This window comes from Siminovitchia fortis (assembly GCF_003605365.2).
GTDB classification, from domain to species: Bacteria; Bacillota; Bacilli; order Bacillales; family Bacillaceae_C; genus Siminovitchia; species Siminovitchia fortis.
In genome coordinates this window covers 40,655-53,886 of record NZ_QYTU02000019.1, presented here as the reverse complement: position 1 = coordinate 53,886, position 13,232 = coordinate 40,655, and the positions used below count along the sequence as shown (strand labels likewise).

Below are 13,232 nucleotides of genomic sequence, written 5' to 3'. Positions count from 1 at the left end.
GGAGCTAGACAACAAATGGCTTTGTTCAAAATTTTAAAGCTAAAACATCTTATACTTTTTTACTCTGTTAAAAAAATGGATGGCCAATAGGCCATCCATTTTTTTAAATCAGTTATTTTCCCTTCGGCCTTCCGGATTGGTATCGGCCGGTGAATCAGGGTTATCGGGGTTTTCCTGGTCATTGCCATTGTTGCCATTTCCAGGATTCACGTTTCCGGGATTACCATTCCCGTCATTTCCGTTATTTCCAGGCTGTTGTCCGTTGTTATCATTTTGTTTATCATCATTTTGGTTTTGATCCTGGTCGTTTTGTTGTTCATCGCCCTGGTCTTCTTGGCCATCTTGATTTTCTGAATCTTCATCTTCGTCTTGGACATCTTCCTCATCTTCCTCATCTTCCTGCGAAGGGACGGTCACGCTGGCAGACCCTGGTGCGCTCCTTTGAGAGCCTGCAACTGCAACAACTTGAATTCCGTATGTTTCACCGGGTTCAACTTCATTGATTGTATAGCTTGTGTCTGAAGTTGTCCCGATGTCTTTTTGTTTCCCGCCTCCAAGGTTTACCTTCACTTCAAATTTCATATCATTTTTATCCATGTCCGGATGGCTCCATGAGAAAACGACCTGGTTTCCATCCTCTTTATATTCCCCGGATACTGAAGGGGCATCAAGTTTATCATATGCCTGTGATACTTCGGTCGGTTCCGTGCCTGCGACAAACAGCTCGTAGACAATATTGCTCTCAGGAGTATACTTACTAGGTTTTTTGGCAGGGTTTGAACCTTTTTCAACCGCAGCCCGAACAACGCTTTTAGGCATGGTGAAATCGGGTGTTTGAACATCTGCCGACACATGCGTCATCAGGTTTTTGAATAGATGCTGAGCAATGGTCAGATCCTTTGGAAGGACCGGATTCTTTCTCTCTTCATAGCCTGTCCAAACTGCAATCGTATAATTTGTCGTATACCCGGCGAACCAGGAGTCGGGGGAGCTTCCGTCAGGAATGTTATATTTAAGGATGTCTTCTTTACTATAGTTTGTTGTGCCGGTTTTACCTGCAACCGGCAATCCGGGTATGGCTGCTGCTCCTCCTGTAGCACCCGATTTGCCCGACAGCACGTCTTTCAGCATATCCGTCACCATGTAAGCTGTTGAATCTTTCATGGCAACTTCAGGCTCCACTTTGTTCTTGATTTCCGTTTCGCCATCCATCAGAACAATCTTTTTGACCGTATGCGGCTTGTTATACATTCCGTTATTGCCGAAGGCTGCATACGCACCGGCAAGAGTCATAGGGGAAGGATGCTGTTCTCCCCCTCCGATTGCATCAGATTCCACTATTTTAGGATCATCTAATCCCAATCTTTCTGCAAACTCTTTTACATTTTCCTGCCCGACTTCCTGGAAAGCTTTTAAAGCAGGAATGTTTCTTGAACGGTACAGGGCTTCCCTGATGGACATCTGTCCCAGGTGGGATCTGTCAAAGTTATTGATCGGTGTACCGCCCGTGTACGTATATGGTTCGTCCACGATCTGTTCATATGTCGACCAATTTAGGTACTCAATGGCAGGACCGTAATCAAAAATCGGTTTTGCCGTAGAACCCGGTGTTTTATCTTTCAACTGTGTAGCGAAATTGCGTCCGCGTTTGACATCCTGGTTCCGGCTGCCGCCAATTGCCCTTACCTCACCGGATTTTGTATCCAACAGCACGATTCCGGCCTGGAATTTTTCATCAGGATATTGGACGACTTCATCCGTAAAGAGCATTTTTTCGGTATATTGCTGTGCATCGGGGTCCAACGTTGTATAAATTTTCAATCCATCCGCAAAGACGTTATAATCTCCCATTTCTTCAACTTCCCTGATGACTTGATCTACAAAAGAATCATACTTATATGACTCATTTTGGTTCTTCTCTTGAGGGACGAGAGTTTTGCCAACGGAGATATTCTTGGCCTTTTCCATTTGTTCTTTGCTGATTTTGCCATGCTGATACATGAGAGATAAAACGATGTTTTTCCTCTTATCCGCTTTTTCAAGATGTTTATATGGATTATAATTGTTCGGGCTCTGCGGAAGACCCGCCAAAAACGCCGCTTCCTGCAATTCCAATTCATCAAGGGTTTTATCAAAATAAAACTTCGAAGCTGTTTCAATACCATGAATGCCGTTTGAATAATAAATTTTATTCACGTACATTTCAAAAATCTGGTCTTTCGTGTAATTATTTTCAAGCTGGATGGACAGCCACGCTTCCTGGGCTTTTCTTTTCAATGTTTTTTCATCGGAAAGGAAAGAGCGTTTAACAACCTGCTGAGTCAAGGTGGAAGCTCCTTCAGAACCGAACCCGCGCGAGAAATTGGCAAGGACTGCTCCGGCAAGCCTTTTGACATCTATGCCGTGATGTTTGTAAAAGCGTACATCCTCTGTAGCCAAAACAGCATCTTTTACCTGTTTGGGAATGTCGTCAATTTCAACATAATCACGCCGCTCTGCTCCCAAAGTCGTAAACACTTCCCCGTTAATATCGAGCAATTCCGAAGCGACAGGGTCGACAAGCAACTGCTTGTCAAGTTTGGGGACGTCTTTTACATACCAGGCAAACGTGCCGGCGCCAGCTGCCAAACCTGCAAATGCAAGAATCAGTAAAAGTACAACCACCTTTTTGAATAGGCCTTTTTTCTTGCCCTTCTGATTTTTTTTATCGGCACCCAGTTTACGGCGCCGCTCTGTCCGAGATTGATAATTCTCTCCCATTCATAATCCTCACTTTCCATACAGCAGTTTCTTTATCAATATCAGAATGAATAAAGATTCCGTATGACTTTTAAATAATCGATCCTTGGCGCCCACCCTAATTCGATGGAATGCCCATAGGTTTTTAGTTCCTGTTTTGTGATTGACTTGCGGCCGCCATTTTTCATGCGGTCCCAAAATTTGAATAGATGCTCTCCTTCAAGCAAATAGATTTCTTCCGTGGCCGAAAAACGGATGATGACAAAGGCAATCCCATTTTGTTTGATTACATTTTTCATATGCTCTATCTGGTGCCCATGAATATTTTTCAATGGGAAGGATGTAGGGCTCTTTGTCTCTTTTGCTTCGAAATCAATGTATTTTCCATTGGATATCCCATTATAATCAGTTGTCGATGCCTGGCGGAAATAGGCTTCCTTTATGACGGCAGTGCTCCTCTTTGCATAATCGACATGGACGATCTGAACCGGCGTTGGCTTTTTGTGGATGACAGCCAGTCCATTGGACAAATAATATTGGTTTGTTTCATTTAAATCCTCTTCCAGCGTCATGCCCCTGTTACTATAAATGATCTCTTTATCGGGCAGATCATTTTTATTCTCTTTTTCAGGCCGTGCCACATATTTCCGGCCTGTAGGATAATGAAATTCCATGTTTTATCCCCCTTATGAATTTAAATTATATCACAGGCATTGAATAAAAATATGGAACTTTGGTACATATTAAAGAGAAAATGATGTGGGAGCATACAGTGATGAAGCCCGGCAGTCCATTTGACAGGATTCGATCCAATGAATATTTTATTATAAATCGGATAAGACAGGAAGAGTTTAGAGGAAATAAAGATAACATTTCAAGGACAAAATGCTATCAGCGATTCTTTTTGGAGAATCCTGAAATCGCATGGTCTTTTTTGGCGTCTATGGTCTCGAGAAACACCGGATGGAATATGGGGGATCTATATGGAGAAATTATCCCGGAAATCCTTGATGAGAAGACGAGAAAAAATCTTTTTTTGTCATTGGAAAGGGCGAATTGGATCATTTTTAAAGATGCCTTTCCCCAACTTCTTATATATCAATATTCAAAAAAGACAGGACGCCCGATGTTCCATTTGCTGGATCATTTTAATGTCTCGGGTTTCATGCAAAATGAATGGCGGCATTTCTGGAAAAGAGGCGAGAGAAAGAGGCTACTGTATGCATTGATTGTTAATGAACAACATGTCATTCAGCAGCCGGTTATTTTACACCCGTCTTATAAATATAAAATATTTCATTCGGCCTTTTTTGTCCTTCATGAGCTCCTGCATTTCAATTGCATTGTTTTTCCGACTGCAAATGGTGAATTGTATGGGGAAAGTGTTGTTCAGTTTAAAAACGTATGGAAAAGGATACATTTGGGCAAACGCCTTGCCTCCATTTTGTTTGATAATGATCTTTATCCGCGTTTTCTCCATTTTGCCGTCAAAACCGAACCCACCGGCTCACGTTATGACTATGAACGTTATGCCTACGAACGAAAAAATCGGAAAAATCCTTTTATCAGGGCTGTTCTGCCCATTATTGAACATCACGAAAGGGCAGTGGAGGACTGGTCTTTGAAACACCCCCCAAAGCGCGGATGGCCAAAAGCTCCATGCATGAAAAAACCGGCTGCTGTGACGGACTGGTTTTATCAAAAGCAGGAACAGCTCCGGCTGTATCATCTTGCAAAGCAGCTGTTTTCAAACGCCCCTTGACAACCTGTCGAAAAGCAGTGCAGGTTAAAAAAGATTAAACACTTTGTTTGCCGATTTGCTTCTAGTTTTGTCAGCTTGGCAGGAAGTTCTTTCGGAAGGGAGAATACGTTATCAAATAAGCCGGACGAAAGGAGATAACGATGAATTTGCAAGACTGCCTTAATAAGCTGGCAGAAATCAAGGACCAGTTGGATCTGCTGGAAGAGCAAATTGCCGAAAAAGTCAGGGATGAAGAGTCAAATGAAAAAGCCAGAATGAGTCGGGAGAGAAGGGAAATAGATAGAAAACTCGCTCAATTGGAATTGAAAAACGCAAGAGAGAGAATAAGACAATACCATGTTTCATAAATACTTTACCCCTTGAAAAGCTGCCTGTAGGAAGATAAGATGATTAGTGCAGGAACAAAGGCGATGGAGCCGGAGCATAGAGGTGCTAAAGAGATGGAGTATGGACAATTGAAAGAAATGACAAGCGGATTGCTCGAGTGCAACCGCCGGGCAGCCGAATCTTTTCAGCGTTGCCGTGCAACGGGGAAACAGGGAGATTTCTATACAGAAGTGAAACCTTTTGCTGACAAAGTGAAGGCGCTGAGCGAGGAATGGGAACCGAAAGCTGTCAAGTGGGTGACCGATATCAGGCCCAAAAACCTTCATCCGCTGCAAATTAAAAATACCGCTGAAAACTTACAGATGGTCTCCATTCGGGCGTTTTTTCCCGATACAAGCATAAAGAGGTTCAAGAGCCATATCCAATCGATCGAATATGTGCTGGAACGGATTCTTGAAGAAATAGAAAAAAGCAAATCCCCGGATCAATAACCCCGGGGATTTGCTTTTGCTCTATGCCTCAGTTTTAATAGCGCTTTCAAAGAACACATCAATGTTTTTGGCCCCAAGTGCTTCCAATTCACGAACAACGCTCCTGAATTCCTTCAGGGATATTTCGTTATTGATATAAGTCTGTTTAGCAAAGTCCAGCAATTGACAAGTGTCTTCAATAGGGTATGACCTTTTCTGGAGAAACTTTTCCTTTAATTCGTGAATTGTCATGAACATACCTCCCAGGCTTTTTTTACATAGTAACATAGTTTTTTTGATTTCCTTTTTAATAGAAAAGTGAGACTTCCGACAAAGGAGGAGAAAAATCGACATATTTGTATGCGTTTCCAAAATGTGCTTTTATCACATTTCTCGGCAATGAACATATTTTATATGTAGAGTAATTTTGAAGAAGAAGGAGGATATCATGGATGTACCACATGAGAAGGATTACAAGTTATGCCCCTCCTTACCCGAACATGCCAGTGCCTCATCATTCAGGCTTTGGGACGTATCCGCCTAACGGTTTTTACCAAGCTCCAATGCAAATGGGCCATATGCATGCTCAACAATATATGAATCCGCCGCATGGAGGAAATAACCTAACCAGCCAGTTATTTCATAATCCTTTGCAGGCAGATGAAGAACATTTGCATAGTCAATACCAGGGCGGATATTCCCATCCTTATCATATTCCAAAACTGCCCCAACCGCCGCAAACAGGCCATTTTAACTCATTTCTGAATTCATTCAAATCCCAAAGCGGCTCTCTTGACCTGAATAAAATGATGGATACTGCAGGCCAAATGATGAATGCCTTAACACAAGTTTCCAATATGGCAAAAGGTCTGGGAAGTCTCTTCAAAACCTAAAGAAAAAAGGAATCGGTCAAATATGACCGTTCCTTTTTTCAACTATCCGGTAACGCTAAGCTGCTATGTGATATCAATTCTTTTTCCCTTTAGTTTGTTGATGGAGACTGTCAAAAGGCCGTTTTCATACGTTGCCTTTACATTTTTTGTATCAATGGCTTTTGTCAGCGGAATGGTTCGGGAAGTTCTTCTTGTTGTATCTTTATGCTGGACTACTTCCTGGTGTTTATTTTCGGTGGTGATCGTTTCCCGATGCATAACTGAGATTGTAATGTATTGCTGCAAAACGTCAATCTCAATTTGTTCCTTTTTAATTCCCGGCAGCTTTGCCTGGATGATGTACTTTGAGCCGGTTTCCTTTAATTCTACAGGAAAGCTGCTTGAAAAAGGGGAAGTTACGAATAATTCATCAATGCTTTCCAAAAAACCTTTGACAGGGCGGTGCTCGAAAAAGTCATTCATCGCCTTCATTAACTGATTAATGGGTTCATGGCCCTTATTTTTTGAGTTGTCCTTTGAAAAATTTTCCGTCATTACAGGTCTCCCTCCCTAAGCAAATATATGGTATAGTATGTATGAATAAAATAAAAAGTGCGCTTGGCACTGCTCTCTTTTCACACCATTAAAGATTCAAGGCGTCGGCCAGGAATAATCCTGATAAACATTTCCCGGGCAAGCGCAACATTCGACTTTATTTTGGTCCAAATAGCGCAATTTGTTTGGAAATGTCGTATATTGATCAAATGTTTTTGACTGCGGCCAAACAGTAAAATAGGTGTTTGTATCAGTACATGTATGGTTATTTTACATAGGTTGTTAGTGTAAAGAATCTTTGGTGGAAAGGAGTTTAATTTATGTATATAAACTGTGGTACAAAGGTATGTCCGCCAGTGGTGCACCCGACGAAATGCTGTGTAATCAACAAATGTTATAATTATGTTGTACCTGAAATTCACCCATCTCATACAACAACTGTTAACCACATTAATTATAATCATGTGCATAGCTTCCCGCACACTGAGTCATGTGCGACTGAAGTGACGAATACCGAATCGATTGCTCCTCCTGGAATGGGATATGGTATGCCGCTGCGGCCCGGATTTGGCCCGGGACCAGGAATGGGGCCGATGGGTCCAATGGGAGGACCGATGTTTCCTTATTGATAAAATGGAACAAGGATGAATGGCCAAGGAATCATCCTTGTTTCCGTACATAAGATTAATGAGCTGATTATTTCAATGGTTAAATTGACAAATAACCAATATTTTGAAAGAATGATATTAATGTCGTTTGAATTTGAGGTGGTCTCGAATGTTGGCTGAGAAATTAAAACTTACTGCTAAAGAAATATTGGAAAAAGAATTTAAGACAGGTTTTCGAGGATACAAACAAGAAGAAGTGGATAAGTTCTTGGATTTGATCATCAAGGATTATGAATCCATGCATTCCATCATTGATGAGATGCAGCAGGAAAACATGAGGTTGAAAAAACAGCTGGAAGAGAGTTCACGCCGCCAGCATATCCAGCCTGCAGGCACGACTAACTTTGATATTTTAAAGCGGCTGTCGAATTTGGAAAAGCATGTATTTGGAAGCAAACTTGATGAAAATGTATAAACATCCTTTTATTGCTACTTGAAAAAATAACAATTCTATACTATAATAATCATTCGGTTAAATAACATTCGGGTAATCGCTGTTCGCTTTTTTAAAAGCGGCAGAGGAAAGTCCATGCTCGCACGGTGCTGAGATGCCCGTAGTGATCACGCCTGGTGAAACAATAAGCCAGGGCAGCCGGGATACGGCTGACGGCAGGGAAAGCATCTAAGTCTATACAGATATGATGTGAATACCTTGAAAGTGCCACAGTGACGAAGCTTTGCCGGAAACGGCAAAGGTGGAACGAGGTAAACCCCGTGAGCGAGAAACTCAAATAATGGTAGAGGCACTCTTATTGCGGAAATCAACGCAACAAGAGGCAGGCATAGCGCCTGCAGATAGATGATTACCGCCTGAGTACGAGATCGCCCTATGATCGTCTGCAGTACAAAGGTACAGAACATGGCTTATAGAATGTTATTTATAGGTGAAACAGCGAGTAATGCCTTCCTGATTTGGGAAGGCATTGATTTTTCTTCAAAATGAAAGCCTTTACAAAAGAATATAAGGAAAGGGTTTAGAATATACTCTTGTTATAAATTCAAAAAAGGGAGTGATTAATGGTTATGTCTCAAATGATGAGCGACTTTAAAAGGATATCCGACGCATTGTACTCCTCCAACGAAATCCTGCAAAAGGAGCATCTGCCCGAAGAAGCAAAAAGGCGTCTGCAGGAGGCGGAACATAGCCTGAATAAGGCAATTTATCATGTTCTATCGGAAAAGAGGAATATTGCCCAAAAATGAAACGCAAGTGAATTTAAGATCACTTGCGTTTTGCTATGGTTGAGGAAGATTTTCTGGAATAGTCTGCCAATGTGGTATAAGATTGATGTATTCATACATAATGGAGGCGTTTACATGCGATTGAACGAAACGGAAACTACTTTTATGGAATATGTGAAAAAGATGGAAGCGTTCAAAGAAGCTCTCCAGCTTATTTATTGGGATTTGCGGACAGGCGCCCCAAAAAAAGGGGTAAAACAGAGGTCCCAAGTCATAGGCACTTTATCCGACGAATACTATCAGATGTCGATTTCTGAAGAAATGGCTGCTTTTATCGCAAAATTGTCCGGGCAAAAGGAGGAGTTGCCGGAACTGGTGCAAAAAACATTGGAGGAATGTAAGACAATCTATGATCGCAACAAGAAAATTCCCCCAAACGAGTATAAGGAATATGTGATTTTGCAAACCGAAGCGGAGAATGTGTGGGAAGAAGCCCGCGAAAAATCTGATTTTGCTATGTTTAAGCCATATCTTGAGAAGCTTGTGGATTTCAATAAAAAGTTCATTGAGTATTGGGGCTATAAAGGCAACAAATATGATACATTGCTCGATCTGTACGAACCCGGTGTTACAGTGGAAACTGTAGACAAGGAATTTGAAACCTTGAAAGGGGCCATCGCTCCCTTGATTCAAAAAATAAATGAATCCGGAAACAAGCAGGCAACGGATTTCCTTTATCAGCCTTTTCCTAAGGAAAAGCAAAGGGAATTCAGCCTGAAAATTTTGGAGCAGATGGGTTATGACTTGGGGGCGGGAAGACTTGATGAGACCATTCACCCATTTGCCACTGGGCTCAATCCGGGAGATGTGCGGATAACAACAAGATACTATGATAATGATTGGAGAATGGCTGTTTTCGGAACCATCCATGAAGGCGGGCACGCATTGTACGAACAAAATATATCAGAGGAATTGATTGGAACGCCTCTTTGCAGGGGAACTTCAATGGGAATCCACGAATCACAATCATTATTTTATGAAAATATTTTGGCAAGGGACAAATCCTTTTGGGAATACAACCTTGAATTATTGCGGAAATACGCGGGCGGTATATTGGATCACATCCGGCTGGACGAATTTTACCGCGCTATCAACAAAGCCGAACCTTCTCTGATCCGGATCGAATCTGACAACCTGACGTATTCTCTGCATATTATCATCCGGTACGAAATCGAAAAGGGCCTGTTCAATAACGAAATCAACGTTGAGGACCTACCGGACATATGGAATGATAAATATGAACAATATTTGGGAATCCGCCCAAAGAACGATGCTGAAGGGGTATTGCAGGATGTGCACTGGGCGGCCGGCAATTTCGGGTATTTTCCTTCTTACGCGCTTGGATATATGTATGCTGCACAGATTAAAAATGCCATGGTGAGGGAAATAACGGAATATGATGGGCTGTTAAAGTCGGGAAATCTCAAGCCGATAAAGGAATGGCTCACCAAGCATATCCATCGTTACGGCAAAACGAAAAAACCGCTTGAATTGATCAAGGAAGCCACAGGGGAAGGTTTATCCGCCAAATATTTAACCGACTATCTTGTTAAAAAATATTCCGCCATTTATAATTTGTAATAGTGATTATTTTCTTTATTTGCATAGAAAAACGATTCAGTTTCGGACAACCGAAATTGAATCGTTTTTTGTTGCAGAAAGTATAAAAAATTTAACGAATTTTATCTTCAAACAAAGGTTACTAATGTCCAGCTCCAGGCGCCTTTCGCCTTTCTTAGAATTAAATATTGGCTGTTTCTTTTTCGATTTTGCTTGCAAAAGCTTTGGCTTCTTCCATGTATTCGTTGAACTGTGCGATGTCCATTTGCTGGGCGGAATCAGAAAGTGCCACTGCAGGATCCGGGTGCACTTCCGCCATGACAGCGTCCGCACCAATGGCGATTGCCGCTTTTGTTGCAGGAAGAAGGAGATCTTTACGGCCTGTTGAGTGAGTAACGTCAACTACAACCGGCAGATGCGTTTCTTTCTTCAAAATCGGAACAGCGGAAATATCAAGCGTATTTCTTGTCGCTTTTTCGTACGTGCGAATCCCTCTCTCGCAAAGGATGATTTGGTCGTTTCCTTGTGCGTGGATGTATTCGGCGGCATACATGAACTCTTCGATCGTTGCTGCAAGTCCGCGTTTTAACAGTACAGGCTTGCGTACAGCACCGGCAACTTTCAATAGCTCGAAGTTTTGCATGTTGCGTGCACCAATTTGGATGACATCCACATAATCGAGTGCTGCTTCCATGTCATAAGGATTGAGGATCTCACTGACAACAGCAAGGCCTTCCTCATCGGCAGCCTGTTTCAAAATCTTCAAGCCTTCCAGGCCTAGTCCTTGGAAGTCGTAAGGGGAAGTCCGCGGTTTGAAAGCTCCTCCGCGAAGAAGTTTCAGTCCCTGAGCCTTCAATGCCTGCGCTACGGCTTTTACCTGATCGTAGCTTTCAACTGCACAAGGACCCATGATGAAGTGGGCTTTCCCATCTCCGATGTTTTCGCCATGGATGGAGACGATCGTATCATCCGGCTTTTTCTTTCTTGAAACAAGCAGTGCTTGACGATGGTCATCTTCCTGCAATTCCAGGCTTGCTTTAAAGATTTGTTTGAATATGTGCTGGACAGTTGATGTAGTAAATGGGCCCTCGTTGTGATCTGCAATCATATTCAACAGCTTTCGCTCTTGGACAGGGTCAAAACGTTTCACGCCCTGCATTTCTTTTAATTTGCCGATTTCTTGAGCGATTCGGCCCCGTTCGTTTAACAGCTCTAACATTTGCAATGTGGTTTTCTCAATTTGAGAACGTAAACCTTCCAGTTCTGACAACGATAAGCCCTCCTTGATTTATTCACTGCATCACAGCGGTTGAAGATTTTTTTAAAAAAATCAACTTTAGGACTTCAACGCTGTAAAGCATGTGTGTTATAATTTTTATTGATAGCTCAACACATTAAACCGTATTTGTTTACTTGTCAAGCAGATTTTTTAAATTGTGTGCCTATTTTTAATTATATCATCGTTGATCCGGGGCGATCGCCGGTAAATATGAAGATTTTCGTGCATTGCGGCTAAATGTAAAAATTGGCTTTACAAGCATATCATAATGTGGTAAAAATTAATGTTAAATAACTTTGAAAATAGCCATGACAGGACAAAGTAGTGTTCATCTCCCTGTTTCTTCAGAGAGCTGATGGCAGGTGAAAATCAGCACAAAGATGAATGCGAATTACTTCCTCGAGCTTCTTTTAGGAACGCTTGATTCGCCTCAGGCCAGTATGAAAAGACGGGAGCAGCCGTTATCTGTTTGAGTGGTGGAAAATAAATTTCCGCAATGAGGGTGGTACCGCGATAATGAATCGTCCCTGCTATATGCAGGGGCGTTTTTTATTTTAAATAGCTATTGGAGGGCATGACGAATGAGATATTTAACAGCAGGAGAATCACATGGTCCGCAGTTGACCGCAATTTTGGAAGGCGTTCCTGCCGGATTGGCGCTTACCGAAGAAATGATAAACGAACAATTATCCCGGCGGCAAAAAGGCTATGGCCGTGGAAGAAGGATGCAAATTGAAAAAGACCAGGTTCAAATATTAAGCGGGGTACGCCACGGCAAAACAATGGGATCGCCCATTACACTTGTCGTCGAAAATCGGGATTTCAAGCATTGGACGAAAATTATGGGGGCTGCACCGCTTGGTGAAGAGGAAGAACAGGAAGTAAAGAGGAAGATTACGCGTCCGCGTCCGGGCCATGCCGATTTAAATGGAGCATTAAAATATGGCCATCGCGATATGCGAAATGTACTGGAGCGCTCCTCAGCAAGAGAAACAACGGCAAGAGTAGCCGCAGGGGCTGTCGCAAGAATCATTCTATCGCAGCTTGGCATCAAGGTCGCCGGCCACGTTTTGGAAATCGGCGGAGTCCGTGCTGAAAACACCAATTATGGAACCATTGAGGAATTACAGGAAAAAACGGAAAGCTCTCCGGTTCGCTGCCTGGATGAAGCGGCTGCGGAAAAAATGATGCGGGCGATTGATGAAGCCAAGGAGCAAGGGGATTCGATCGGCGGAATAGTAGAGGTAGTCGTTGAGGGAATGCCGGCAGGCGTAGGAAGTTATGTACATTACGACAGGAAACTGGACGGGAAACTGGCAGGTGCCATTATGAGCATCAACGCATTCAAAGGAGTGGAAATCGGCATCGGATTCGAAGCCGCCCACAAACCCGGAAGCCAGGTGCATGATGAAATATTGTGGGATAAGGAAAAAGGATACACACGGGGATCCAATAATGCGGGTGGTCTGGAAGGCGGAATGTCGACGGGAATGCCGATTGTGGTTAGGGGCGTCATGAAGCCTATTCCTACACTTTACAAACCGCTCCAAAGTATTGATATCGATACAAAGGAACCTTTCAAGGCGAGCATCGAAAGATCTGACAGCTGTGCTGTTCCCGCCGCAAGTGTGGTTGCCGAGGCAGTGGTTGCATGGGAATTGGCTGCCGCAGTATTGGAGCATTTCGGACACGACCGGATAGATGCAATAAAGGATCATGTTGAACAATACAAAGAATACACAAGAAACTTTTAATTGG

14 protein-coding genes, 1 other RNA gene and 1 other annotated feature are annotated in these 13,232 nt (G+C 42.6%); of the genes, 10 read left to right on the top strand and 5 right to left on the bottom strand.

From position 1 onward, the window contains the following. Positions 1-108: 108 nt before the first annotated feature. Positions 109-2,760, bottom strand: a complete 2,652-nt coding sequence (locus tag D4N35_RS09945) for a penicillin-binding protein 1A (protein WP_120073040.1) — start codon at positions 2,758-2,760, stop codon at positions 109-111. A gap of 41 nt (positions 2,761-2,801) precedes the next feature. Beyond that, positions 2,802-3,413, bottom strand: a complete 612-nt coding sequence (gene recU / locus D4N35_RS09940; protein WP_120073038.1) for a Holliday junction resolvase RecU — start codon at positions 3,411-3,413, stop codon at positions 2,802-2,804. Positions 3,414-3,514: 101 nt separating this feature from the next. On the opposite strand from recU, the gene D4N35_RS09935 reads away from it, so the two are divergent. From D4N35_RS09935 to D4N35_RS09925, 3 genes are all read left to right on the top strand, one after another. After that, positions 3,515-4,501, top strand: coding sequence for a DUF2515 family protein (locus tag D4N35_RS09935; protein WP_120073073.1), 987 nt, complete (start codon positions 3,515-3,517; stop codon positions 4,499-4,501). Positions 4,502-4,641: 140 nt separating this feature from the next. After that, positions 4,642-4,848, top strand: coding sequence for a hypothetical protein (locus D4N35_RS09930; protein ID WP_120073036.1), 207 nt, complete (start codon positions 4,642-4,644; stop codon positions 4,846-4,848). Positions 4,849-4,887: 39 nt separating this feature from the next. After that, positions 4,888-5,319, top strand: coding sequence for a YppE family protein (locus D4N35_RS09925; protein WP_235870350.1), 432 nt, complete (start codon positions 4,888-4,890; stop codon positions 5,317-5,319). A 21-nt stretch (positions 5,320-5,340) separates the two neighbouring features. Here the strand turns inward: D4N35_RS09925 and yppF are convergent, their stop codons facing one another. After that, the gene (yppF, locus tag D4N35_RS09920) at positions 5,341-5,550 is read right to left on the bottom strand and encodes a YppF family protein (RefSeq protein WP_120073033.1); all 210 of its coding nucleotides are present in this window, start codon (positions 5,548-5,550) and stop codon (positions 5,341-5,343) included. A gap of 200 nt (positions 5,551-5,750) precedes the next feature. Between yppF and D4N35_RS09915 the strand changes: the two genes are divergently transcribed. Continuing rightward, on the top strand, positions 5,751-6,191 hold the full coding sequence (locus D4N35_RS09915) for a YppG family protein (RefSeq protein ID WP_120073031.1): 441 nt from the start codon (positions 5,751-5,753) through the stop codon (positions 6,189-6,191). Between the two features lie 63 nt (positions 6,192-6,254). Here D4N35_RS09915 and D4N35_RS09910 read toward each other — a convergent pair whose 3' ends face one another. Beyond that, complete coding sequence (locus D4N35_RS09910; RefSeq protein ID WP_120073029.1) at positions 6,255-6,725, bottom strand: Hsp20/alpha crystallin family protein; 471 nt, start codon at positions 6,723-6,725, stop codon at positions 6,255-6,257. A gap of 320 nt (positions 6,726-7,045) precedes the next feature. Between D4N35_RS09910 and D4N35_RS09905 the strand changes: the two genes are divergently transcribed. The 5 genes from D4N35_RS09905 (at position 7,046) to D4N35_RS09885 (ending at position 10,216) form a co-directional block, all read left to right on the top strand. Then, positions 7,046-7,354 (top strand): CotD family spore coat protein, encoded by a 309-nt coding sequence (locus tag D4N35_RS09905; RefSeq protein ID WP_120073027.1) that lies wholly within the window; start codon positions 7,046-7,048, stop codon positions 7,352-7,354. A gap of 148 nt (positions 7,355-7,502) precedes the next feature. Then, positions 7,503-7,808 (top strand): cell division regulator GpsB, encoded by a 306-nt coding sequence (gene gpsB / locus D4N35_RS09900; RefSeq protein WP_120073025.1) that lies wholly within the window; start codon positions 7,503-7,505, stop codon positions 7,806-7,808. Between the two features lie 64 nt (positions 7,809-7,872). Beyond that, positions 7,873-8,265: RNase P RNA component class B (gene rnpB / locus D4N35_RS09895), an RNA gene on the top strand. A 151-nt stretch (positions 8,266-8,416) separates the two neighbouring features. Further along, positions 8,417-8,596: a hypothetical protein gene (locus D4N35_RS09890; protein ID WP_128205402.1), complete on the top strand. Its 180-nt coding sequence runs from the start codon at positions 8,417-8,419 to the stop codon at positions 8,594-8,596. A 114-nt stretch (positions 8,597-8,710) separates the two neighbouring features. After that, the gene (locus D4N35_RS09885; protein WP_120073021.1) at positions 8,711-10,216 is read left to right on the top strand and encodes a carboxypeptidase M32; all 1,506 of its coding nucleotides are present in this window, start codon (positions 8,711-8,713) and stop codon (positions 10,214-10,216) included. 160 nt (positions 10,217-10,376) lie between these two features. Here the strand turns inward: D4N35_RS09885 and D4N35_RS09880 are convergent, their stop codons facing one another. Continuing rightward, positions 10,377-11,465, bottom strand: coding sequence for a bifunctional 3-deoxy-7-phosphoheptulonate synthase/chorismate mutase (locus D4N35_RS09880; RefSeq protein WP_120073019.1), 1,089 nt, complete (start codon positions 11,463-11,465; stop codon positions 10,377-10,379). Between the two features lie 308 nt (positions 11,466-11,773). Then, positions 11,774-12,006, top strand: a binding site (T-box leader). A gap of 49 nt (positions 12,007-12,055) precedes the next feature. Here D4N35_RS09880 and aroC point away from each other — a divergent pair. After that, on the top strand, positions 12,056-13,228 hold the full coding sequence (aroC, locus tag D4N35_RS09875) for a chorismate synthase (RefSeq protein WP_120073017.1): 1,173 nt from the start codon (positions 12,056-12,058) through the stop codon (positions 13,226-13,228). Positions 13,229-13,232 lie beyond the last annotated feature (4 nt).

What these genes read in the sequence shown, in the direction of transcription:
- D4N35_RS09885 (WP_120073021.1), top strand. Translation starts at nt 8,711, where the DNA reads ATGCGATTGAACGAAACGGAAACTACTTTTATGGAATATGTGAAAAAG.
- D4N35_RS09890 (WP_128205402.1), top strand. Translation starts at nt 8,417, where the DNA reads ATGTCTCAAATGATGAGCGACTTTAAAAGGATATCCGACGCATTGTAC.
- gpsB (WP_120073025.1), top strand. Translation starts at nt 7,503, where the DNA reads ATGTTGGCTGAGAAATTAAAACTTACTGCTAAAGAAATATTGGAAAAA.
- D4N35_RS09935 (WP_120073073.1), top strand. Translation starts at nt 3,515, where the DNA reads ATGAAGCCCGGCAGTCCATTTGACAGGATTCGATCCAATGAATATTTT.
- D4N35_RS09910 (WP_120073029.1), bottom strand. Translation starts at nt 6,725, where the DNA reads ATGACGGAAAATTTTTCAAAGGACAACTCAAAAAATAAGGGCCATGAA.
- D4N35_RS09930 (WP_120073036.1), top strand. Translation starts at nt 4,642, where the DNA reads ATGAATTTGCAAGACTGCCTTAATAAGCTGGCAGAAATCAAGGACCAG.
- D4N35_RS09945 (WP_120073040.1), bottom strand. Translation starts at nt 2,760, where the DNA reads ATGGGAGAGAATTATCAATCTCGGACAGAGCGGCGCCGTAAACTGGGT.
- aroC (WP_120073017.1), top strand. Translation starts at nt 12,056, where the DNA reads ATGAGATATTTAACAGCAGGAGAATCACATGGTCCGCAGTTGACCGCA.
- yppF (WP_120073033.1), bottom strand. Translation starts at nt 5,550, where the DNA reads ATGACAATTCACGAATTAAAGGAAAAGTTTCTCCAGAAAAGGTCATAC.
- D4N35_RS09915 (WP_120073031.1), top strand. Translation starts at nt 5,751, where the DNA reads ATGTACCACATGAGAAGGATTACAAGTTATGCCCCTCCTTACCCGAAC.
- D4N35_RS09905 (WP_120073027.1), top strand. Translation starts at nt 7,046, where the DNA reads ATGTATATAAACTGTGGTACAAAGGTATGTCCGCCAGTGGTGCACCCG.
- D4N35_RS09925 (WP_235870350.1), top strand. Translation starts at nt 4,888, where the DNA reads ATGATTAGTGCAGGAACAAAGGCGATGGAGCCGGAGCATAGAGGTGCT.
- recU (WP_120073038.1), bottom strand. Translation starts at nt 3,413, where the DNA reads ATGGAATTTCATTATCCTACAGGCCGGAAATATGTGGCACGGCCTGAA.